This window comes from Marinitoga sp. 1154 (genome assembly GCF_013363285.1).
GTDB lineage: Bacteria > Thermotogota > Thermotogae > Petrotogales > Petrotogaceae > Marinitoga.
Window position 1 is genome coordinate 55,767 of record NZ_LBFB01000008.1, and the last position, 24,871, is coordinate 80,637.

General features: G+C 27.8%; 16 protein-coding genes. 8 read left to right on the top strand and 8 right to left on the bottom strand.

Annotation, left to right across the window (positions count from 1 at the left end; genetic code table 11):
- Positions 1–12: 12 nt before the first annotated feature.
- From XO12_RS05390 to XO12_RS05410, 5 genes are all read right to left on the bottom strand, one after another.
- Positions 13–1,674 carry a methyl-accepting chemotaxis protein gene (locus XO12_RS05390; RefSeq protein ID WP_175419816.1) on the bottom strand — a complete coding sequence of 554 codons (1,662 nt, stop codon included), beginning with the start codon at positions 1,672–1,674 and terminating at the stop codon, positions 13–15.
- A gap of 122 nt (positions 1,675–1,796) precedes the next feature.
- Positions 1,797–2,807, bottom strand: a complete 1,011-nt coding sequence (locus tag XO12_RS05395) for a mannose-1-phosphate guanylyltransferase (protein WP_047266337.1) — start codon at positions 2,805–2,807, stop codon at positions 1,797–1,799.
- A complete protein-coding gene (locus XO12_RS05400) occupies positions 2,804–5,458 on the bottom strand; it encodes a hypothetical protein (RefSeq protein ID WP_175419817.1) in 2,655 nt (884 codons plus the stop codon). Before XO12_RS05400 ends, XO12_RS05395 begins: the two co-directional genes overlap by 4 nt.
- Before the next feature lie 27 nt (positions 5,459–5,485).
- Positions 5,486–7,585, bottom strand: coding sequence for a hypothetical protein (locus tag XO12_RS05405; RefSeq protein WP_047266335.1), 2,100 nt, complete (start codon positions 7,583–7,585; stop codon positions 5,486–5,488).
- A gap of 261 nt (positions 7,586–7,846) precedes the next feature.
- Entirely contained in the window at positions 7,847–8,839 is a 993-nt protein-coding gene (locus tag XO12_RS05410; protein WP_047266334.1) for a hypothetical protein, read from the bottom strand.
- Positions 8,840–9,103: 264 nt separating this feature from the next.
- Here XO12_RS05410 and XO12_RS05415 point away from each other — a divergent pair, with 264 nt between their 5' ends.
- The 8 genes from XO12_RS05415 to XO12_RS05450 all read left to right on the top strand — a co-directional run bounded on the left by XO12_RS05415 (position 9,104) and on the right by XO12_RS05450 (position 19,468).
- Entirely contained in the window at positions 9,104–9,904 is an 801-nt protein-coding gene (locus XO12_RS05415; protein ID WP_156166176.1) for an alpha/beta hydrolase, read from the top strand.
- The gene (locus tag XO12_RS05420) at positions 9,894–10,916 is read left to right on the top strand and encodes an alpha/beta hydrolase (RefSeq protein WP_047266333.1); all 1,023 of its coding nucleotides are present in this window, start codon (positions 9,894–9,896) and stop codon (positions 10,914–10,916) included. Before XO12_RS05415 ends, XO12_RS05420 begins: the two co-directional genes overlap by 11 nt.
- Before the next feature lie 18 nt (positions 10,917–10,934).
- A complete protein-coding gene (locus XO12_RS05425; protein ID WP_047266332.1) occupies positions 10,935–12,593 on the top strand; it encodes a sensor domain-containing diguanylate cyclase in 1,659 nt (552 codons plus the stop codon).
- Positions 12,594–12,685: 92 nt separating this feature from the next.
- Positions 12,686–15,112, top strand: coding sequence for an HD domain-containing phosphohydrolase (locus XO12_RS05430; RefSeq protein ID WP_175419818.1), 2,427 nt, complete (start codon positions 12,686–12,688; stop codon positions 15,110–15,112).
- Positions 15,113–15,252: 140 nt separating this feature from the next.
- On the top strand, positions 15,253–15,612 hold the full coding sequence (locus XO12_RS05435; RefSeq protein WP_052913254.1) for a PadR family transcriptional regulator: 360 nt from the start codon (positions 15,253–15,255) through the stop codon (positions 15,610–15,612).
- Positions 15,613–15,628: 16 nt separating this feature from the next.
- Positions 15,629–16,306, top strand: a complete 678-nt coding sequence (locus XO12_RS05440) for a thioredoxin family protein (protein ID WP_175419819.1) — start codon at positions 15,629–15,631, stop codon at positions 16,304–16,306.
- 2 nt (positions 16,307–16,308) lie between these two features.
- Complete coding sequence (gene trxB / locus XO12_RS05445) at positions 16,309–17,265, top strand: thioredoxin-disulfide reductase (RefSeq protein ID WP_047266331.1); 957 nt, start codon at positions 16,309–16,311, stop codon at positions 17,263–17,265.
- A 520-nt stretch (positions 17,266–17,785) separates the two neighbouring features.
- Positions 17,786–19,468 carry a Na+/H+ antiporter NhaC family protein gene (locus tag XO12_RS05450; protein ID WP_175419820.1) on the top strand — a complete coding sequence of 561 codons (1,683 nt, stop codon included), beginning with the start codon at positions 17,786–17,788 and terminating at the stop codon, positions 19,466–19,468.
- Positions 19,469–19,524: 56 nt separating this feature from the next.
- On the opposite strand, the gene XO12_RS05455 is transcribed toward XO12_RS05450, so the two are convergent.
- The 3 genes from XO12_RS05455 to XO12_RS05465 all read right to left on the bottom strand — a co-directional run bounded on the left by XO12_RS05455 (position 19,525) and on the right by XO12_RS05465 (position 24,749).
- Entirely contained in the window at positions 19,525–20,022 is a 498-nt protein-coding gene (locus XO12_RS05455) for a hypothetical protein (RefSeq protein ID WP_175419821.1), read from the bottom strand.
- Positions 20,023–20,417: 395 nt separating this feature from the next.
- Positions 20,418–22,922: an adenosylcobalamin-dependent ribonucleoside-diphosphate reductase gene (locus tag XO12_RS05460; protein WP_217683651.1), complete on the bottom strand. Its 2,505-nt coding sequence runs from the start codon at positions 22,920–22,922 to the stop codon at positions 20,418–20,420.
- Positions 22,923–23,063: 141 nt separating this feature from the next.
- Positions 23,064–24,749, bottom strand: coding sequence for a carbon starvation protein A (locus tag XO12_RS05465; protein ID WP_175419823.1), 1,686 nt, complete (start codon positions 24,747–24,749; stop codon positions 23,064–23,066).
- Positions 24,750–24,871: the final 122 nt, after the last annotated feature.

Below are 24,871 nucleotides of genomic sequence, written 5' to 3' on the forward strand. Positions count from 1 at the left end.
ATGTTATACAATTCAATCCTTTAATTTAAATTGATTTACAATATTTTTTAATCTCTTAGCAAGATCTAACATACTGTTGACTTCAGCAGTAACGTTCTCTACATTTGCAGTTTGTTCTTCAGTTGATGCGTTTATTTCCTGAATAAATTCATTTATACTCATAGTATTCTGAGATAATTCGGTCATAGCAGTAGCTATTTCATCAACAGCAGCTGTTTGTTCTTCAACACTTGCAGCAATACTTTCCAATCTTGCTGTAATATCTTTTATTGCTTTTAATATTTTCTCGAGGTTTTCCCCAGCTTCAGATGAAAGCATAGAGCCCTCTTTTACTTTTTCGTTAATTATATTAGAAACATTTATAGCTTCATTTGAAACTGTTTGTATACCCTCAACTACTTCTCTGATTTCATCTGCAGCTTTTCTGCTTTCTTCAGCTAAAACCCTAATTTCATCAGCAACAACAGCAAAACCTTTTCCCGCCTCTCCTGCTCTTGCTGCTTCTATTGCAGCATTTAAAGCCAGTAAATTGGTTTGTTCTGCTATATTTGCAACTGTATCAACAAAATCACTTATTTTAATAGAACTTTCATTAAAGCTTTTTACAACTTTTTCTATATCAATGGTTATTTCTTTAATTTCTTTCATTTTATCAATAGATTTTTTTACTGTATGTCCAGCTTTCTCAGCATCCTCTGTTGAAAGATGTCCGAATTCAGCAGCTTCTGTTGCGTTATCTGCAATTAACTTTGTTGCAGATGAAATTTCTTGAACAGAGGCTGTTGTTTGCTGGACGGCTGCTGTTATATTTTCTACTTCGGAAGATATGGAATTAACAGAATCCGAAACTTTTTCAAGGGATACGGCAGATTCATTCATAGCCTGTGTGATTTCTTCCATAGATGTTGTTAATGTCAAACTTTCTTCCTTTATTTTCGCCATATCATTTATCAGTTGTAAATGCATGTTTTTAAATACTTGTATCAATCTCCCAAATTCATCTTTAGTTTTTATTTCTGGAATATTTACGGAATAATCTTTTTCAGATAAATGTTTAGCATAATTCATTAAGATATTTAATGTTTTTAAAATAACTTTTATAATTATTATAGATATAATAATGCTGAATATAAGAGAAGCTATTATTATTATAACACCAAAATTTCGCGATTTATTTATTAAATCAAGGTTTTCTTTCATTATTTTTTCTTCACTATCTTCAATAGCCTTTTGAAGTTCATTAAATGACTGTATAGCTTTTGAACCTATAGTTCTAAAATTATCTGCATCATTTTTTATAGCATCTATAGATTTATAATTTTTTAATAAATTTAAGTAATTTGAAATATCATCAATAGCTTTTAATTTCAAAGACCTTAAATCTTCATCTAAATTTAATTTTAAAATATTATCTATTACTTCCTGCATTTTATTTTCAGCTGATATTTTTAAACTTTCATCATTAAAGGCCAAATATTCTGCTACATTTTTTCTGGCTTCCATAAATTTTGTTGAATAAAACCCTATATTTTTCATATTAAATATATACTTTTCATCTAATAACTTTTCATTGTTGTAAATGTTTAAAAAAGCATTGTTAGATATAATAAATAAAACAAATTGTAATAGTAACAATAATAAAACCAAACTCCATATTTTCCATTTTATACTCATTTTAACACCTCCCACTTTTATATATCTTCTTTATTTTATCATATAGCACTTATTTTTTAAATATGCTAAAAAGAAAAGTTAAGAAACTTAAATATTTTTTGAATATATAAAAAAGGTGAGTTTTAAAACTCACCTTTTTCTTTTAACCTGCTTACTATTTCGCGTATCTCATTTATTCTATTATCTTTTACAACTAAAATCCCATTTTTTGTATCTATTACTATGATATTGTCAAGACCTATAATACCAACATTTTTTTCAGATTTTACAAATACATTTTTACTGTCTATGAGATATACATTATCTTTTTCATCAGAAAATCCTTCCATATCCCTTACTGATACCCAATTTCCTACGTCTGACCATTCGTATTCAGCTTTTACTGTATATACTATACTTGATTTTTCCATTAATGCATAATCTATACTAATTTTCCTTAAATCTGGGTATACTTGATTCAATTGGTCTATATTAAAAGGATTTAATTTTATTAATGAGTTATATATATCTTCATTGTATTTCTTCATTTCCTCTAAAAATATTGATTTTTTCCAAAAAAACATACCGCTATTCCAATAATAATTCCCATCTTTTAAATATTTTAATGCTGTTTCTAAATCTGGTTTTTCCTTAAAACTGGAAACTTTTAATATTTTTTTTTCTATTTCTTTTTCAACCTCTATATATCCATAACCAGTTTCTGGCCTTGTAGGGGATATCCCCATTGTAATTAATCCATTATATTTCTCAGCAGCATATACACCCTTTTCTACAGTTTCCCAAAACCTTTCTTTATCTGGTATATAATGGTCTGCTGGTAGTATAAATACAACTTCATTATCATCCGCAACCAATGTTCCAAGAAAACAAGCCGGAGCAGTATTTCTCGCAACGGGTTCCAGCAATATATTTTTTTCATCTAATTCAGGCAATTCTTTTAATGTTTCATTTTTATATTTTTCAGCAGTAACTATGTATATATCTTCTGAATGCAATCTGTAATTTAATCGTTCAAAGGTCTCTCGAATTAATGATTTGTTGGAAAAAATTTTTAAAAATTGTTTTGGTTTTTTTGATGTGCTCAATGGCCAGAACCTTTCTCCTGAACCACCGGCTAATATTATCGCTTTCACTTCGCACCTCCACTAATTATAATTCCTCTGTTTAGAATTTTTCCTCTTTCGTCCACCCATGTTGGTGATATAGTTCCATCCAGATAATTTTTTATGTAAGTATTTTTTAAATATATATTATTGCTTCCAGCAATATATATATCCATTTTATTATTTTTAAATGTAGAATTTTCTATTGTAAATTTTTCTATATTTATCTTTTTATTACTGTTTGGATTGAAAACTTTGACAGCCACTTCATTATTTAAAAAACTTGAAAGATATATATTAAAAGGCGTTTCAAATATATCCAGAGAAATATTATTGTTTATAAATCTAGATTTTTCTATTTTCAATTTTTCATCTTTAAGTGATTTAATAGTTTTATTATTATTTCTAAATGTAGATGAAATTATATATATATTGCTGAAATTACTCTTGATTGAGTTGATGCTGTTTAAAAAATCCGAACTTTTAATTTTTAAATTGGAGCTATATAAATCAATATCAAGTTTTGAATCCGCAATAGAGAGATTGTATAGATATATATCTGAATCATAAAAACTAAAAGCAGTTGCATTGTCAAAAAACAAGGAATTTTTTATTTCAACAGAACTTTTAATAAGATTAACACCTATATTATTATCGTATAATAATATATTATACGCTGTACCAGTTGCATCTTTTCCATAAATGCCCGTTTTACAATTTTTTATAATAAGGTTATATAAATCAAACTTTTTATTTATAGTGATGCCAGTATAAGCATTGTATATTTCTGTATTTTTTAATATTCCAGAATTTAATTCAATACCTTTAAAACTCTCTTTAATAGGTTTTATTATTAATTTGGAACTTTTATCATTAAAAACTATTCCATTTACTACGATTTTTTTATCTGGAAACATTAATATTTCTACTCTTCCTTTTATTTTTATGTTTTTAAAATTTTGATCTTCAGAGACAATATATGGAGCATCTTCTTCCTTTAAAATATCTGGAAGTTTTTTATATATCTTTTTTTTGTATAAAAAATTATCTTTTAATTTTAATTTAATTTTTTTTGTTTTTAAATTTTTAAATTCTCTCCATAAAGTTAAAGTACCTTCGCTGGTTAATTTTTCAAGTGGAATTTCTAAATTGAAAAAGTTTCCAGAAAAATTGCCTGTTTTGGAATAATCTTCAAGTTCAATTGAATAATAATTATATTTATAATCATTTAAAAGCTCAATATAAAATGTTCCTATTTTTATATTCTCAAACTTCTTTATTTGTAATTCTGGTGGTTTTGTGATTTTTGTATATATTGTTTTTTTAAAAGTATTATCAATATACAAGATGAATTTATACTCTTTTCCTGGAGATAAATTTGAAAATGTAAAGTCATTTAATTTTTTTATGTCTATTCTAGTGATTAAATTATTTTCTTCATCAAGAATCTTTAATTCACAGTATTCAGAAATATTATTTTTTTTAAATTTAAAAGAAATCAAGTTGTTCTGAACATTTATTCTATATTCCGGAAACGGATTTAAATTAATAATAAAAGGTTTTGTCCTATTGCTTAATTCGTCATATGCCAGTAAAGTTGCATCTTTCCCAGTTGATTTAAATTCAAATTCGTCGCTTTCAAATGTATATGTATTTTCTTTTGTGATTAATTCAAATTTTGCCCTTTCATCAGAGATAATACTGATTTTATATTTACCATTGTATTTTAATGTTACTTTTTCTATTTTTGGTGGAGTTGTATCAAGTGTAATTGTTTTATACCACGTTATATTTTTATTTATCTTAATTATTAATGCGTTTTTACCTTCCACAAAGTTTTCTTTTGAATATTTTTTACCGTTTAGGGTTATTTCGTCGTAATTCAGATTCAATTCTTTTTTACTAATTTCATCCGGTATTTCTGGTAAAGCTGGTTTTATAATTTTATATTTTTTTCCTCTATACCCTGAAGGATAAATTGGAATAATTTCATATTTTACTACGTCATATGTGAATTTGTCTTTATAACTATTATTTTTTATAGTTTCAATAAATTCACCATTTTTATAAATGTCATATTTAATAGGATTTATCATCTTATTATTTAATTCAAATGATAGATTTATATAATTATCTATCTTTATATTATAATCTATAATTTCAGATAGAGGAGCCTTTATGTCAAATATTTTTTCATATATCTTTTTGTTTTGAATATAGCCTTTTACTTTTAAGGAAGTGTTTACATATGGAGATATAAAGATATTATATGTTGATAATGTTGTTTGGTATTCTCTATCATTGTATGAAATTTTCCAATAATCCAGAATATAGTTTTTTGAATTAAGATAAAGTAATATTTTATTATAGTCTTTTCTTTCATAAGAGACATTTATAATAGGTTCTTTTAAAACTATGTTATAATACTGCTTTGAAAAAGAAAAATAAGGTACTTTAATTTCTTTTTTTAATATATTTTTACTTAAGTTAATTTCAATTTTGTGCTTTCCTGGAAACATCCATATATCTTTCGATATATCATATGTTTTATTATCGATTTTTATTGTGTAAGTCATATTTTCAAATGGTGTATTTAAGTTTAAAACCACTTTTATTGGTTTAAATATTAAAACCAATAATATTAACGGTATAACAATAAAGAATATGTATTTTTTTTTCATATTTACCTCCAGAGAGAGCCACCTTTATTAAATTTCTTCTGCAATAATATATACTATTTCGAGGTATCTGTTTCCATATTTATCAACTTTTAAAGCAACCTGAAACCACAGAAGCATATCTCTTAAATATTCTTGTGTATCATTATATAGCAATTTCTTACCAATTTCTCTTATTTTTCCACTTTTTGTTGTTCCATCCTTATATTTTACATATAAATATGCATTAGGATTGTATTTTAGTGGAGCTACAAATTTTTGCGTGAATAGTCTATATGTTGCAGGTTCAAAGGATACAAGTTTCCCACCATAAAATGTCCAGAAATATATTGCCATATCTTTAGGTTTTTGGTAGAACGTTTCTTCAACTAAATCTATATTTATTTTCATTTCAGGAACAAAACGAGCTTTTTCAGCAGTTTTTAACTCATTTAATTTTTTTGAAATATCTTTCCAGTAATTTACAAATGAATAATTTTCTTCAGAATCTATTTTTTCAAAATTATTATAATAACTCAAAAATTCGTTTAAAGAACTTAAAGTTGCATATTCTCTTTTTGCATTTAGCCTATCTTTTACTTTGAAATAATTTACAGTTGAATTTTGATAGTCTGATTTTATGATTTTCTTTCTATAATTATATTTTACTTCTGTTTTAAAAAGTATTCCTATATTATCTGGTATATCTTCAGCTTTCACTTCTCTGTGCAATTTTATGTATTTTTCCGGAATACCGGGAATTCTCTTTGTAGCAATCTTTTTCATTTCAGATAGTGTTTCAACATCAACAGAATACCATTTTATTTTTATATTATTTCCATCTATTTTAAATTTTTTGGATAAAACTAAATTATTCGGTATTTTTATTTTCCTGTTATAATCGTGTGTTGTGTTTACTATCCAGATTCCATTTTCATCTCTTTTTATTGTACCTGAACTTAAAAATTCGAATTTAGCTGTATTTTCATCTTTTTCATCAAGATATTTATAATTCATAGCAAAGGATTTACCATTATAATAATCTTCTTTTTGCCTTTTTAATGTTTTTGTGTGTGATGTATTTTCTACAATATTTTCAATATAATAATTTGTTTTTACTGTAATTTTAGAATTATCGAGTGTTATCAATTCGCCATCTTTGGTCTTGAATTTTACAACGTCATTGGAAAATTTATATGGTTCTATATATTTTACTATAGAACTGGAAGTTGATTTGATTTCAAACAATATAGGTTCTCCTGTTAAAGTTGTTTTTGGTAAATAAGATATCATATTATTTAAAGTTCTTACAGGAATTAATTCATCTTTATCTATCTGCTTTGGAATATTTCCAAAAATTACACTAATTAAAGAATAAAACTGCGCTCTATTGATCAAACTGTCACCTTTAAATGTGTTATTTTCCTGAAAATAAGGCAGTTTTATAACAGGTATAATCTTACCATCATATTTTATAAAAAAGTATTTTTCAAATACTGAAATATAACCAATATCATCAGGAGAACTTATCCCTGCACCGAGTCTATAATTTAATTCTTCTGCATAGGTAACCATGTTTTTCGTATTTGTCATTGGAATATAATAGCCAAAATTCCAGTTGTTTTCCAAAGCATATAGTGTAAATATTTTTAAAATATATTTTATTGCATCAGATTTATCTATTTTTTTTAATGGAATAAAAGAATCAAAAAGAGGTACTCCAAGTTTGTTTTTAAAGTATTCATTAATATATTCCATATATCCAAAGTTTCTTGAAAAATCATAACCGTTTTGAATATAAATTTTTTCTAAATCGGATTTTATATCTTCAAATGTTGGTGAAGAAAGTGGATACTTTTTTAATATTTGATTTTCTAATCCCAGAATTCTAGCTGCAGAAACAGCAACTTCTACTGTATATACATTATCCTGTGGATAAAAATTATATGAAAATCTTGAGTCAAATACTGGAAAATTTGTTTCAGAGTCAAGATTTTCATATAAAGCAATATTTATTAGATTCTGCAAATTTGTCGGTAATCCTTTAACTGAATCATCAACATTAAAAAACAATATAGGTTGCTTTGGAGAATTTACTGAAAATACCAATAAAGAAAATAGCAAAAATAGTGAAATCCCAAACTTTTTCACAATAACACCCCCGAGTATAAAATTTTATTTTTGGACATCATATAATAAATAATATTCTCTATAATTTTATCATAGATATCTGTATTTTGATATATTCTTTATTTATATTCGACCTCTTTTAACTAAACTTTAACATTAAAAGGTGCGAAAATAATATATTTCCCCTATTAACTCTTATATTATTCTTCACCTGATAAACAACCTTCTTTCAGTCCATATAATGTGCACACATTATTGATGACACTATAAATATAGTTAATATTAAAGTTTAAATTTTTCTATTTTCAATAATTTATTTTCATCAACTTTATATTCTTTAAATCTATCATTGGAAAGTATATAATAGTCAAATTTTCTGGAGATATATATTATCATTTCATCGGCAGGCGAATTAAAATATACTCTTTTCTTTTCAGCTAATCTTTTTAAAGTTTTCCTATCCTCTTCATTTAGAAAATATTCTATATTATTATCAAAAACTATATGAACCGGGAAAAATACAATTTTTCCAAGAAACATGTTGTCAAGTATTTCTATTAATTGTTGAATTGAATTTTTGTTTTCATGTCTAATTACATTGCTTCCATCAATAACAATACCTTTTACGGAATTTGTATTGAATAATTTATAATGATAATAAGAAAAATTTTTTAATTGTATATTTAAAATATGTTGTTCAAAATCATTAAGACTTTTATAAATATCCATAAGTTTTTTAAAATATGCTTTTTTATCCTCAAGAAAGTCAAGATTCAGGATTTCATCAAGCAGATTTTGAATGAATGGATTTTTTTCATCGAGAGGCACATATGTCATCAAGGCATATAAATCAATATAATCTTTAAAAGGTAATTTTTTAAAGATTACTTTTGGAGAATATAATTCTATACCATATTTTTTTAATTTTTTTTCATAACCTCCCGGCGGAAATTTTTCTGGATACATCAGAAATTTTATTGTTTCAATATCTTCTTCTAATAGATTGTAATATTTTTTCAAATCGTTTATTCTGTTTTCTTTTGGTTTTTCTACTATATGAATCAGTAAAAATTGCAAATCATTTAAATGTTTGTTCAATATTTTCCTTTCAGCATTTTTGCTTAAAAATTTAAGTATGGATAGTAATTTTCTATGTGTTAATTCTCGTGGCTTTAATAACCATTTGTTTATCTTTGATATTTCTCTTCTTGTGTTTTGATTATGAATAGAAAAATCTTTTTCTTCTATTATTTTTAATATCTTACCAAAACTCATATCTATTTGCTCCTTTTGATTTTTTATTGTATAATTAGATTATCAGGATGTTAAAAAATAAGAAATCTATTAAGATTTAAATGATTACAGGTGATTATTTTGAATAAAGAAAAACTAAAAAAGGTATACACAATATTTATTATAATTCTCTCATGCTCATGGGGAGGAATTGTCTTAATATATGGATTTGTTTTATGGTCTATTATATATATTTCAAATTTGTTGTTTAGGAAACTACCTATAGATACAAAATACTCTGGTATTGTGAAAACTTATGTATATAAAAAGATTAAAAATAAAGAATTGAAGCTGGATATATATTATCCAGAAGAGAAAAAAGAAATGTATCCGATAATCTTTTTTGCACATGGTGGAGGATGGGTTTCCGGTTTTAGAAATCAAAAAAACAATGTATCATGGTGTAAATTTTTAGCATCCAGAGGATTTGCCGTTGTTTCTATTGATTATAGGCTTGGTATTTCACATACTATGAATGAAATATTATCTGATTATACAGATGCTCTGAATTATATAAAAAATAACTCAAAGAATTTATATTTAGATAAAAATAATATTCTCTTAATGGGGTTGTCTGCTGGAGGCCATCTTACATTATTATACTACGCATACAATACATTTGTAAAGAATATACAACATGTTGAAGGTATAAAAGGGGTTATTCTGTATTATACTCCTGCTAATTTAAAACATTTATTCGATAAAGAAGTAAAATCTATTTTTGCAAAGGTTGCAACAGTAACTACATTAAAAGGACTTCCAACTCCATCTAAAGAAGGGGAATATTTATATTATTCACCAATTTTCTGGATTAATGAAAATATGAAACCTGTGTTGCTAGTTCATGGAAAAGAGGATAAAACCGTCCCATTTTCATCTTCAATTGAGCTGTTAAAGAAATTAAGAGAAAAAGGTATACAGACTAAAATATTGGTCCATAAAAATGGAGATCACGCCTTTGAATTTGAAAATAATGATATTCAGACTATAAAGATATTAAATGAAACGGTAAAGTTTATAAGGGGATTGATGAAAAATGAAGATTGATTTTTCATATGAAAAGAAAAAAATTGATTATATTTCCGGTTTTATTTTTAAAGGAAAGCACTATAGATGCAATTATATCAGATTCAATACACTTTATAAAAATCCAGCTAAAGGCACAGAAATTGTTGAAATATATAATTTTATGCCAAAAGACAAAACATATGCATCTGCTTTAATTTTACATGGACTCGGTAGTGCAAATGTTAAATATATGTTATGGATGGCAAGAAGACTTGCAAGTGTGGGGATAAATACATCTATTTTAATTTTGCCGGGAAATTATACAAGAGTAGATAAAAATTCTGTCAGTGGAAGAAATTATTTGTGGCCGAATATAAAAATAATGTATCAATTTTGGGAACATGGTGTTGTCGATGCATTATCTACAATTGATTTTTTAAAACAGGAAGGTGTATGGAAAAAAGAAAATATTCTTATAGGATATTGTCTTGGTGGAATGGTTGGAACTATTGTTGAAGCTTTAAATCCTCAATTAAAACATCTTTTACTTATGACAACAGGGGGAAATTTACCGGAGATATTATATAATTCTCCTGCAACAAAATTTGTAAAAAGATTGATAGAAAAGGGTTTTAGAGAAGATTGTGATCTGCATAATCCTGAAAAAATTTTTGAAATTTATAAAAAACAGTTTGGATTTGTAAGAAAAATGTCTTTAAAAGAATTAATTGAATCAGATAATATTCACCCTTTATTTAAGGTTGATCCGCTGTCGTATGCGCACTTAATTGATTCTAAAAAGGTTACGTTTGTTGAAGCAATTTTTGATAAAACACTTTCAAAAAAAAGCAGAAGGATGTTAGCAGGCGAATTTAAAGAGGCAAGATATTATATAATCCCAACGGGACATGTAACGTGGTTGCCCTTTGAATTTTTACTGGCTAAAAATATCATGAACTTGCTAAACATCGATGATTTGAGAATAAAAGCCAGACTTTATGGATTCGATGAAATCGATGAAGTTCTCGATGATGAAATATTAAAAAAATAAAAACAGTGGGGGGACATGATGAATAAAAAGATTAATTGGGGGTATACGAAAAAAATAATTTTTGAAGGAATATTTAGTTTTTTTCTTTTAATTTATTTTCCTTTTGATTTTAACTTTGATTTACACAAACTTTTTGGTGTTTTATTAATAACATTTATATCAGATAATATCAATGTGAAATGGAGAAATGAGAAGCGTCTTGTATCAAATATTCCAGGATTTTTAATTGCATTTTTATTAGGACCACAATATATACTATATTCTGCTGCAATTACTATATTAAGAATAGATAATAAAGTTAGTCTTATACAGAGAATTAGAAAATTCTTTGTATATTTTATAATGTATTATGGTTCGTATATAATTGTTGAAAAGCTTGAATTTAATTTAAACATTTATTTCGAATTATTTTTGTTTGTTACTATTGCTAAAATATTAAATACTATTTTTGTTGATATCAAAAACTTTAAATTGAATATGTTTTTTATAGAATATATATTTTTTATTGCCACATTACCAAGTATATATTTATATTTGATATCCAGAAATCTTTTAGTAAGACATTATTTTTTACTTCAAAATTTGTTATTTTTAGGTATATATTTTTTCATAACCAAATATCTTTATGAAAAAGAAGAAGAACGGGTTAAAAATAAAAGATTAAAAAAATTTAATGAAATTATGCTGGAATTCTCTAATTTATTACATGCATATTCTATTAAAGCGCCAAAAGAAGTCATATTAAGAGAAGTTGCAAAACTTCTTAATGAGAAATTTCAATACAAATATGTACTAATTTCAGAGATCGATTATCAAAACGATGAAATTAAAAGAGTTGTATATGCAGGTTTTTCAAAAGAAGACTTTGAAAAATTAAGAAAAAGAAAAGTAAGAGCGTCAGAAATTATTGAGAATGTATTTAAAAATGAGTATAGATATGGTGAGGTATATTTTATACCTAATTTTGCAGAAAATATAAACGAAAATAACTATTTTATTTTTGAGCAAAATATAACAGCAAATATTTATGATAAAGATTATTTATGGAATGAAAAAGATTTGCTGGCACTTACACTGAGAAATAAGAATGATGAAATAATTGGATATATCTCATGCGACACTCCGGAAGATGGTTTAAGACCAACAACAGAAGATATGCAAACATTATCTGTATTGGCAAAAATAGTATCTATGATACTTATTCATGGAAATTATTTTACTGAAATAAAGAAATTAAGCGAAATAGATCATTTAACCGGGTTATATAATTCATCTAAATTAAGAAAAGATTTAGAAATATATGAAAAAAGAGAAAAATTAATAGCTTTAGCCTTTATAGATTTAGATAATTTTAAATATATTAATGATAAATATGGGCATCTAAAAGGAGATATGATTTTAAAAGAGATTTCCGATATTATAAAAGTTTCTATCAGAGAGAAGGATAAAGCTTATAGGTATGGTGGAGATGAATTTGTAATTATTTTTGAAGATGTAGACAAATTTACCGCTCGTAATATTCTAAAAAGAATAAGAAAAAAGCTTTTAAAAGTTCATGTGAAATTTAGTGTTGGAATTGAAGATAACAAAAAAACTTCTATTTTAAAACTGATAAAAGCAGCTGATAAAAAAGCTTATAGGGCTAAAAACAAAGGAAAAAATAAGATAATATGTTAATGTTAAAATTTTTAACCTCTTGACAACCTGAAAATTTACTTTAAAATGATATTATAGAATATACCATAATACAATAGTAAGGTGATTTTAATATGAAAAAAATATTTTTTATAATTATTATAATAATAAACATTTTTTCCTTTTCAATAACAATAGGTTTGTATAAAGCTCCACCTGTTGTTATTGATGAAAATAATGGTTTTTTAAATGATATTCTTGAATTTATTGCAGATAATAATAGCATAGAATTGAACATAATTATTGACTCACAACAAAATTTGATAGAAAAACTTAAAAGTGGCAAAATCGATGGTGTTGCACCATTGGCTTTTACGCCAGAAAGGTCTCAATTTTTTCATTTTAATCAAGAGGCTGTATTTTTTGAATGGGCTGTTATTTATACAAGAAAAAATCTTAATCTTTCATCTATTCTTGATTTAAAAAATAAAAAAATTGGTGTAATGAAAACAGATATCTTCTATGAAGGCAAGGATGGAATAAAAGATTTATTAAAAGGTTTTAATATTAAGGCTAAATTTGTTGAATTTGATACATATGAAGATATATTTAAAATGTTGGATAGAAAAAAAATTGATGCTGGTGTTGTTCCAAGATTTTTTGGCCTTGATCAGGAAAAGAAATATAATGTAAAGAAGACTTCTATAATATTTAAGCCAATTGGCGGATATATTATGTATAAGGATAGTAATTTAAAAAATATTTTTGATTTGATTGATAAACAATTAAAAAAATTAAAAGAGGATAATAATTCATTTTATTATAGAATTTTTGATAAATACTTTGAACCGATTATTAGAGAAAAAATACCAGACTGGTTAAAATACATGATTCTTTTTGGTTTAACAATCGCAATATTGATAATCGCAATATTTTATATGCATTCAAAAATATTAAAAAAAAGAGTAGAAAATAGAACCACTGCATTGAAAAAAACACTTTTAGAATTAGAAAATAAGGTTATAGAATTGAATAGTTCAAAAAAGCTTATAGAAGAAATTGTAAATTTATCTCCTAATCCAATATACATCAAAAACATAGAACAGGAAATTGTATTTGTAAATAATGCTTTTGCAAATTTACTGGGACTAAAAAAAGAAAATATTATAGGTAAATCGTTATTGGATTTATTTAACAGTACAAACAAAAGCCTTTTAGAAGAATCAATAATAGAAGACATTGATATTCTATCTTCAAAAAGAAAAGGGTTTATTGATATTTTTATGTTGAATATAAATAATAAAAAGCTTTACTTTAAAGATTATAAAACAGCAATCACTTTACCAAACAAAGAAAATGGTCTTTTGGTTTTATGGGTTGATATAACAGAAAATATTAATCATCAAAAAAATCTAGAAATTACAAATGCAGAATTACAATTGTTAAATCAAAAATTATTTAAAATAATAGATTTAATACAATATCTCGGTAATAAGGAAATTGATCTTCGTAGTTACTTCAATTATTTATTAAAATTTGCTATAGAACTTTCTGAAACAGCAGATTATGGTAGTATTTCCATTTCTGATGGAGAACACTGGAAATTTATTTCTGCTGTAGGTTATGATATTGAAAAATTAAGAAATTTACCACTTAAAAGTAAATATATGATAAAAACAGGCGAAAAACTAAAAGTAATGAAAGGCAAAGATTTAGAGCAATATAATAAAAAAGTGTTTGATAATAAAAAAATAAGACAGGAATTTTTAAAAACTGCTAAACCAATTAATGAAATAATGATTGCTACTATAAATATTAGTAAGGATAAAACGTTGAGTTTTTCTCTGGAAACAACAAAAAATAGCAAAAAAACCTTTAATGATACTGATAAAATGATATTTCAAGCATTTATTAATATTGCAAAGACTGCACTATCTTCCAAATTAAATATAGATCAGGTAAAAAATGCATATCTTAATTTTGCAAGCAAATTGGCATTAATAGCGGAGGCACATGATGATATAACTGGACAGCATATATATAGAGTAGGAGAATTAGCATCTTTCATTGCAAAAAAATTAAATTTGCCTGCTGAAAGAATTCTTGAAATGCGGGAATTTGCTCCGTTGCATGATATAGGAAAAATTTTTATTCCACTTGAAATATTAAATAAAAAAAGCAGACTAACAGATGAAGAATATGAGATTATGAAGAAACATACAATTTATGCTGAGCGACTATTGGGTGACGATCCTTATTTTGATACCGCCTTAAAAATAGCTATATATCATCATGAAAAATATAATGGCGGGGGTTATCCTTTTAATTTAAAAAGCGAAAAAATACCGATAGAGGCACAGATAGTTTCAATAGTAGATGTTTATGACGCACTTCGTTCAAAAAGACCATATAAAGAAGCATTATCGCATGAATCTGCTATGAATATTATATTAGAAGGTGATGATAGAACTTCTCCTGAAGATTTTAATCCGGAAATTTTAAATATTTTCAGAAAATATTCCAATGAAATTAAGGAGATATATAATTCATTTTCGGATTAATAATACTAAATTAATTTTGTAACTCTTTTTAAATATAACAAATACAGTATTGTTATCTTTTTTTGTTGACAAATATATACATTTTGTATATAATATGATTGATGATATCAGACTTTTTTTGTTATATTTGGAGGGAAGAAATGGAATCTATGAGTAAATGTAAGGTCTTTAATAAAAGTGGAAAATTAATATGTGATCTTTTGTTGATACTAATAGCAGAGAAAGCAAGTTATGGTTATGAATTATCGAACAGACTATGCGAGATGGGAATAACCATACCAGAAGGAATTGGTCAAAAAGGAAGGGTATACAGAGCATTATCTGAATTAGAAAAAAGAAAAGAAATAGAATTTGATTGGGATACTACTTCAAGTCCACCAAGAAAAATATATAAGATCACTAAAAAAGGAAAAGAAAGAATAAATAATTTCATCATAGAGATGGAAGAACAAATTGTAGTATTGAAGAATTTTATTAAAAAAGCAAAAGAAAATATATAACGCGGAGGTGTTTTTTGTGGAAAAATTATTAGATGAAAAAACATTAGAACAAGTTAGGGAATTATTATCAGAAATGAAAGGTAGAGTAAAAATAATATTATTTGAAAAGGAAAATTGCGAATATTGTGATGTAACAAAACAGTTATACACAGAATTAAAAGAAGGTGTGGAAAACGTAGATTTGGATATTTATGATATAAATTCACCTATTGCTGAAGAATATGAAATAGATAAAACTTTAGCTCCAGCTACAGTTATATTAGCCTCAAATGGTTCAGATTTAGGTATAAGATTTTATGGTATACCATCCGGACACGAATTCAGCACATTATTACAGGATTTGATATTATTATCCAAAAATGGTGAAGTAGAATTATCTGAAGATGCTGTAGCAAAATTAAAAAATATAAATAAAAAAATGAGATTAAGAGTTTTTGTTACTCCAACATGTCCATACTGCCCAAGAGCGGTATTATCAGCACAACAGGCTGCAATGATAAATGAAAACATCAATGGTGAAATGGTTGAAGCAAATGAATTTTTCGAAATATCATCAAAACATAATGTAAGTTCTGTCCCACATACTGTTATAGAAGTGTTTGAAGATGGTGAATGGGTAGTAAAAGGCGAATTTATAGGTGCATATCCTGAACCAAACTTTGTTGAAGAAGTATTAAAAGCTGTGGAGGGGTAAACATGTTTTTTGACTTGGGAACCTCTAAAAGTAAAAGTAATCTAAAAGAATATTATGATATGATTATTATAGGTGGAGGTCCTGCCGGTGTTGCAGCTGGCATATATGCTGTTCAGGGTGGAATTAAACCGTTGATAATAGAAAAGGATTTAGATGGTGGTCAGATTAATTTAACCGAATATGTTGAAAATTATCCTGGTTTTTCATCAATTACCGGTGAAGAATTAGCAGAAAAAATGGGAGAACATGCTAAAAAGTTTGGTGTTGAATTTCATTATGGTGAAGTTATTAATGTAAATTTTGAGAAAGAGGAAAAAATAATTTCTCTTGATGATGGGAATATTGTAAAAACAAAAACAGTAGTTATTGCTACTGGCGCAACACCAAGAAAATTAAACGTACCAGGTGAGAAAGAATTTGCAGGTCGTGGAGTTTCTTACTGTGCAACTTGTGATGGACATTTTTTCAAAAATCAGAAAGTTGCTGTAATTGGTGGAGGAAATACCGCAGTAGAGGAAGCTCTATATCTTTCAAAAATAGCCAAAGAAGTTTATATTATCCATAGAAGAGATAAATTAAGAGCTGATAAAATCTACCAGGATAAAGCTTTCAATACAGCAAACATCAAATTCATATGGAATTCTGTTGTTAAAGAAATTAAAGGGGATAAAAAGGTAAATCAATTAGTACTTGAAAACAGAGAAAATGGTGAAGTAACAAATTTTGATGTTGATGGTGTATTTGTGTTTGTGGGTTTATTGCCTGTAACTCAATTATTTAAAGATAAAATAAAATTGGATGATTATGGATATATAATAGTAGACGAACATAGAGAAACAAATGTAAAAGGTGTTTTTGCTGCAGGAGATGTTATACAAAAAGAATTAAGACAAATCATAACTGCAGCTGCTGATGGAGCAATCGCAGCATCGTTTGCAGTAAGAGAATATTTTAATTAAAATTTGATAAATTCAAAAAAATAAAAAGGGGTTAAAACCCCTTTTTATTTTTTTATCTCGCTTGATTAGGGTGTCCAATTAGTAAAGTAAGCGAAAACTCGAAAATTGCCTGAAAAAATAGCATATGAAGTCGGACAATTTTGCACGGATGCAAAATTGAGTGAAGCCTAACATGGATGTGAGTCTGATACGACCGGCGAAAATATGCTATTTTTGAAGATTAGCAATTAAGGTTTGAGCGGCTTTACTTTTTGGACAACGTATCGCTTGATAAAAAACGTACAGATTTTACATTTATACAAAAAGTTTTTAACCGATGCTCGCGGCAGCGTGTATCACCGTAAGTGAGCATTGATGAATTTCAAATTTTTAATTATTTCATTTTTTTTGACATATTTTTAAATTTAGTGTAACTCTCAAACACGTTGACATTATTATAAATAGCAATATGTTAATATTCTTTGACAAAATAGGCTTGAATATGATATAATAATTAAAAATCTATTAAAGGAGGGAGTCTATGAAGAAAAAACTTATTGTTTTTTTCATTATGGCGGTGGTCATCTTAATGGCGACCCTGGCTTTTGCTGATGGCGGAGAAGCGGCAGAAGTAGTTTATGGATTCTGGTCGTTAATTCCACCTCTATTAGCTATTGTTTTGGCTTTTATTACTAAAGAGGTTATATTGTCATTATTGTTAGGTGTTTTTTCAGGAGCATTGATTAGTGTTTTTGCTAATTCTACTTCAGGATTTTTTATGAAATTAGTGGAAAGTTATACTAAAACATTTGAATATCCTGTAAATGCTTTAGCTGATGGATGGCATGCTGGAATTATTATCTTTACATTAACCATTGGAGGCATGGTTGGTGTTATAGCTAAAATGGGAGGAACGAGAGCAATAGCAAATGCTCTTGCTAAAAAGGCTAGAACAGCGAAAAGCGCACAATTAGCTACAGCTTTAATGGGTGTTGTCGTCTTTTTTGATGACTATGCCAATACTTTAATTGTTGGACCTACAATGAGACCATTAACAGATAAATTAAAGGTTTCAAGGGAAAAGTTATCTTATATTGTTGATTCTACAGCCGCACCTGTTGCAACTATGGCAGCTATTTCCACATGGATAGGATATGAACTTGGTTTAATTGGTGACGCATTTAAAGCAATAAACGTAGATGTTAATCCATATTCTGTATTTTTCCAATCAATACCTTATAGAATGTATGGATTATTTGCCTTAGTTATGGTGTTTATGGTTGGTTTTATGATGAGGGATTTCGGACCAATGTATGAAGCAGAAAAAAGGGCAAGATTAACAGGAAAGGTTTTAGCAGATGGCGCAGAACCTATGTTATCAACAGATTTTGAAAAAGATCTTGAAAAAGATAATATACCTTTAAGAGTTTCAAATGCATTGGTCCCAATTCTTACTTTGATTATTTTTGCTTTTGTTGGATTATGGTATTCTGGTGGTGGACTTGATAAACCTTTTACATGGGATGGTATCAGAGACGCTTTTGGTGATGCCGATGCTTCAGCAGCATTAATATGGGCTTCAGCCTTGGCTAGTATTGTTGCTATTGTTATGGCAGTGTCACAGGGAATTATGACATTGAAAAAAGCAATAGAAGCTTGGGTTGAAGGAGCCAAATCCCTAATAATTACCACAATTATATTAATACTCGCATGGTCAATTGGTTCTATAGCAACAGATTTAGGAACAGCTGAGTATCTGGTTCAGATTGTTTCAAATACATTACCAGGGTGGGCAATTCCTGTTTTAGTATTTATTTTATCTGCAATAGTTGCATTTGCAACAGGCACCTCATGGGGAACTATGGCTATAATGTTACCAATAGCAATTCCTTTAGCAGCACATTATACTGGCAATGAATTGACTCCATTAATCTATGCAACATTAGGAGCTGTATTAACAGGAGCAACATTTGGAGACCATTGTTCTCCAATTTCAGACACAACTATTATGTCATCAATGGCATCATCTGCTGATCATATTGATCACGTAAAAACGCAGTTGCCTTATGCTTTAACAGCCGCACTTATTGCTGCAATAGTTGGGTATATTCCTGTTGGTCTGGGAATGCCTGTATGGATTTCTTTGATTTTAGGTGTAGTTTCTCTCTGGGCTGTTTTAAGATTCTACGGAAAATCTACAAAATTAGAGGATTTAAAAGCCTAAATAATAACATAAATTTAAAAAAAAAACAAAAAACCGGGATTCCCCCGGTTTTTTGTTTATAATATTTTTAATCTAAAACTTTGAATATCTTCATCTGTATTTTCATATTCTTCTTCATCGAGTTTGTTATATTCCCAATTAAATAAAGTTAAATATATTTTCCCTTCTCTACATTCTGTAAATACTGAAGGCACAGTGTCTTCTTCATCTTCTACACTCATTGCTTCAACAATGAAAGAATATGCTTTCGCTTCTGTTATTGTTGCTACATCTTTTAATAATACTTCAGCATCTTCAAACTCTTTCTCTGTTGCAAATGAAAAAGGAAAGGGAATAGGAATATCCTCTACATCAGTATCATATTCTTCAAGCATTTCTTTTAAATCATCTGCATAATCCGCATCATATTCTGCCACTTTTTCTACTAATTTTTTTATTTTTTCGCCATTTAATGAAGCCCATATCATAACTGTTGGATGAATATGATCACCATGAAATATTCCATCATTTGCTCCTTCTATAGCTGCTTCATGATAATTTTTACATTTTGCCATTTATTTCACCTCTCAATCTTGGCTCTCCTGCGGTGGGCTATCGGACAATAATATTTTACATTATTGAGCTATCGCTCGCCTATGGTGTTACACGCCTACGGCAAGTTATAGTTTTATAAATTTTATTAAAACTTTTTAAAGTATCTATAAATAATTATATACTTTAAATTTAAAATTAGGGTGTCCAATTAGTAAAGCAAGCGAAAACTCGCAGATTGTCCGAAAAAATAGCGAATGAAGCCGGTCAATTTTGCACGGATGCAAAATTGAGTGAAGCCGAACACGGATGTGAGTCTGATACGACCGGCAAGAATGAGCTATTTTTGAGGATTAACAATCAAGGTTTGAGCGACTTTACTTTTTGGACATCGTAAATTTAAAATAAAAATATCTTTTTATGAACATTTTGACCATCCACATGTTTTACATGAAATACATCCTTCTGCCATTAATAATGAATTTTTACTCAAGCATGTTGGACAGTAAGTATTTCCCTCATTATCTATATAATAGCCTTTTGTATATTCAAGTTTATTTACATGAACAAATTTCTCAACTTCTTCTCTACTCAAAGGTTTGCCAATATGAAAAATTTCAATTTCATTGTCTTTCCAAAGTTCTTCAAAATCTTTAAGCGCAAGTCTTATTTCTTTTGAAATTCCTTTACAATATGTCCCTTTTACTTTTGAAAGTTGTTCCAATATTTCATCTACAGAAACACCTGACCTTAATGCTATTGAAGATAATCTTCCTATTATTTCTGCTGTTTCTGTTCCATCAGATAAGAAAATTTCTATGGCTTCATTATTATCATCAAAAGATACGGTAATATAAACCGTTCCAGACTTTGTTTTGTATTTTCTTGTTACACTTTTTAATGTTTCTTTCCTTGGTCTTGCGCGTAATTTGTGTTTTTCATCAAGTACAAAAAATGTTACTTTTTTATCTTCTTTTTTTGTTCTGGTTAAAACCTGTGTTTCCAATGAGCCATCTCTGTATATTGTAATTCCTTTTAAATTTAATTCCATGGCTCTTTTATAAATCTTTTTTATATCTTCAACACTGGCTTCTTTGGGTAAATTTATTGTTTTTGAACATGATGCATCTAAATAACTCTGTATAACATTTTGAGCCAGCAAATGATCCATACCTGTTATATCCATTGCAGTTACAAATATTTTTTTGATACTTGATGGTATATTTTCTATATTTTGAATAGATCCTTTTTCTATTATTTCGGCTTCTAATTCTTCTGTTAATACCCCATCTAACCTTTTTCTCAATATTTTATTCATGTAGGATAATGGAACTCTATTTCCTTCTTTATCAGTCATATATCTAATGTAAGCGAGCATAAAATTCGGCTCTATTCCACTTGATGTATCGGCTAAGTTAGAAATTGATCCAGTTGGAGCTATTGTATTTACCTGAACATTTCTTTTATATTTTTTTGATTCTCCATAAAAATGTTCTTTTATAAGTGAATTCCAGGTTCTGATATTTTCAGAGTATTTATCTGGTAACATAGGAAATGGTATAAATCCATTTTTATATTTTGATTTTTCAAATAATGGAAAATTCCCTCTTTCTCTGGCTAATTCTGCACTTGCAAGATGAGAATAATATGCAAATTGTGCTAAGGTTTCCGCCATAAATTTTCTACCTTCATCAGAATTATATGGCAGTTCTTTTTTGTACATAGCATCAGCAAGTCCCATTATTCCAAGTCCTATAAATCTCTGTTCTTTTGATACTTTATCTATTTGTTTTAGAGGATATACATTTATATCGATAACATTATCCAGAAACCTTACAGTCCAGTATATTAATTCTTTAAATAATTCTTTATTATTGTCATCAGGATTGCCAGTTTCTACATAATCTACAACCTTTGATATATCGATAGAACCCAAATTACAGCTTCCATATGGCGGCAAAGGTTCTTCTCCACAGGGATTAGTAGCACTTACAGGTGTAACATCCTCTAAAGCATAATATTTATTATGCCGCCCTAAAAATAACATTCCAGGATCGCCAGATTTCCACGCATTATCAGCAATTAAATCAAATAATTCTCTTGCTTTAATTGTCTTTTTTATATTTGAATTAGGATGAGATAATTCTATTTCTTCATCATTTTCTAATTTTTTTAAAAATTCTTCAGGATCATCAAAATTAACCGAGATATTAAAATAATTTAATACAGACTTTCCATCATTATTTTTTTTCGAGTTTATAAAATCAATAATATCCGGATGATCATAACGCATTACTGCCATCTGAGCGCCACGCCTTGCGCCTCCCTGTTCTATAGTTGAGGCTGTAGTGTTAAATACATGCATAAAACTTATGGGACCCGATGATTTTCCACCTGTACCTGCAATCGAACTGTCTTTTGGCCTTAATACTGAAAAATCATAACCCACACCTCCACCATATTTTTGAATTAAAGCAGCATTTTTTACAGCTTCAAAAATGCCATCCATCGAGTCTTCAAGCGGAATTACAAAACATGCTGATAACATATTATGTCTTGTTCTTGAATTATATATTTTTTTATAATCTTCAAATATCATTTCATCTATTTTTTTTGAAAATAAATTATTTGGCAAAGTTTTTCCTGCATTGAATAATGTTGGACTATTTGGCAAAAAAACTCTGCTATTTAGTAATTTAAAAAATTTTATTTCAGTATTTTTTATGGATTCCAGATCATTAGTATATAATGTTTCAACACTTGCTATGTATCTCGATACCCTTTTTGCTATATCTTTCCATGTGTGTTCTATGTAATTCCCTTCACCATCTTTTAATAGATATCTGTCTCGTAATATTCTTTCAGCATTCTCTGATGGTTTTATATCGCTATAAATATCCAGAAATTCTTCAAGTTTTATCATATATATCACCCCCATATTCTTTCTCCAGATGTTATTATACCACAATATATTGTGTGTTTTTGATTTTGTTACACAACATATATGTTAATTTTGATTTAATAATAAAAAATAGCAGCTCAAAAGAGCTGCTATTTTTTATTATTAAATTTCCTCTTCTACTACTTCAGGTTCTTTGTTTGCTCTTGCTATTGCAATAAATCCTTCTATTAAAATCCAGAAAGCAATTATAAGGGTAACCACAGTTACAAAGATAAGAAGACCATTATTTGCCGCAATGAATTTCTTTAAGTTCAAAGTTGTTGCATATAATGTAATAATCATCATAAATAACATGGGTAATCCTGTAATCCATATAGGTTTTTTCTTTTTAGCAAGATATACTGTTCCTATTAATAATGCCAAACCTGCTAAAAGCTGGTTTAATGCACCAAATACAGGCCATAAAATTAATGCACCTTTACCTCCATCAGCTGATAATGCCAATGCCATTGCTGCCAATATAACTACTGCTGTAGAAATAAATCTGTTTTTTAAAGGCTTTATAACTATTTCTTTTTCTTTATTTGTAAATAATTCCTGTAATGCAAATCTTTGAATTCTTGCTGATGAATCCATGGTTGTTCCAGCGAATGAAACAATGAATACAGCCATTATTGTTTTTGCAAGATCAAGAGGAATACCATATGAATTCATTAAGTTCGCTGAACCATTAATTACAGCAGATAATTTTGCGCCCAAACCACTTGCTGTTGCCCATGATGCATAATGAGATGTAAATGCTTCAGCTCCACCTCCATTCATCCCTAAACCAGCAGTAACTGCAATTATTACTATTGTTGCCAAAACACCTTCCATTATCATTCCACCATAACCTATTGCATGTGCATCTGTTTCCTTTTCCAATTGTTTAACAGTCGTTCCAGAAGCAGCTAAACTATGGAATCCAGAAATAGCGCCACAAGCTATTGTTATAAATAATATAGGGAATATTGGCGGAGCATCAGGTACTGTTTGAAATGCTGGAGCAACTATTTTAGGATGACCAACTATAATACCAAAAACCAATAATGCAATGGCTATCAATAGCTCATGCGAATTTATGTAATCTCTTGGTTGTAGTAACTTATGAACAGGTAATGTTGAAGCAAAAAATACATATGCCATTAATATATAAATCCATGTAACAACAGAAATACCTTTTATTGGAAAGATTACTCCTATTGCAATTGTTACATACATTAAAATAACGGCTATAATGGAATATACTGTATCATTTTTTCCTTTATTATATATCATATAACTTAGCCACATTGCTATTGGTATTTCCATCCATACAGGAAATACAGATTGTGGATACATGTTAAATAATAAGGCAACAATTAATCCAAATACAGCTAATACTATCCATAATAGGAATTGTATTAATACAAGGAATATTTTAGCTGTTCTTTCATTTATTAAATTTCCTGTTAATTCACCTATAGTCTTCCCCTGATTTCTTGCAGATACTATGAGAGATGTAAAATCATGAACTGCTCCCATGAATATAGATCCTAAAAATACCCATATAAATGCAGGAACCCAACCCCATATTACACCAATCGCAGGACCAACTATAGGTCCGGTACCAGCTATGGTTGTAAAATGATGACCAAATAATATATGTTTTTTAGTAGGAACATAGTCAACACCGTCTTCAAATTCTTTTGAAGGTACAGGATTTTTATCATCCAGTTTAAAAATCTTTTTTGATATCCATTTACCATAAGTGTTATAGGCTATCCAATATCCAACAAATGTTAATATTGCTAAAAGCAATGAGTTCATCAAAAGTTCCCCCTTTCAGAATTTTAATATGCAATTTTTACTATATCATAAGAATTATTCCTTAATACTTAAACATGAAAAAAAATGACCTGAACGGTCATTTTTTTAGAATAAACGATATT

Coding starts and splice junctions, on each gene's coding strand:
- XO12_RS05390 (WP_175419816.1), bottom strand. CDS start 1,674: ATGAGTATAAAATGGAAAATATGGAGTTTGGTTTTATTATTGTTACTA.
- XO12_RS05400 (WP_175419817.1), bottom strand. CDS start 5,458: ATGAAAAAAAAATACATATTCTTTATTGTTATACCGTTAATATTATTG.
- XO12_RS05410 (WP_047266334.1), bottom strand. CDS start 8,839: ATGAGTTTTGGTAAGATATTAAAAATAATAGAAGAAAAAGATTTTTCT.
- XO12_RS05420 (WP_047266333.1), top strand. CDS start 9,894: ATGAAGATTGATTTTTCATATGAAAAGAAAAAAATTGATTATATTTCC.
- XO12_RS05425 (WP_047266332.1), top strand. CDS start 10,935: ATGAATAAAAAGATTAATTGGGGGTATACGAAAAAAATAATTTTTGAA.
- XO12_RS05430 (WP_175419818.1), top strand. CDS start 12,686: ATGAAAAAAATATTTTTTATAATTATTATAATAATAAACATTTTTTCC.
- XO12_RS05435 (WP_052913254.1), top strand. CDS start 15,253: ATGGAATCTATGAGTAAATGTAAGGTCTTTAATAAAAGTGGAAAATTA.
- trxB (WP_047266331.1), top strand. CDS start 16,309: ATGTTTTTTGACTTGGGAACCTCTAAAAGTAAAAGTAATCTAAAAGAA.
- XO12_RS05450 (WP_175419820.1), top strand. CDS start 17,786: ATGAAGAAAAAACTTATTGTTTTTTTCATTATGGCGGTGGTCATCTTA.
- XO12_RS05455 (WP_175419821.1), bottom strand. CDS start 20,022: ATGGCAAAATGTAAAAATTATCATGAAGCAGCTATAGAAGGAGCAAAT.
- XO12_RS05460 (WP_217683651.1), bottom strand. CDS start 22,922: ATGATAAAACTTGAAGAATTTCTGGATATTTATAGCGATATAAAACCA.
- XO12_RS05465 (WP_175419823.1), bottom strand. CDS start 24,749: ATGAACTCATTGCTTTTAGCAATATTAACATTTGTTGGATATTGGATA.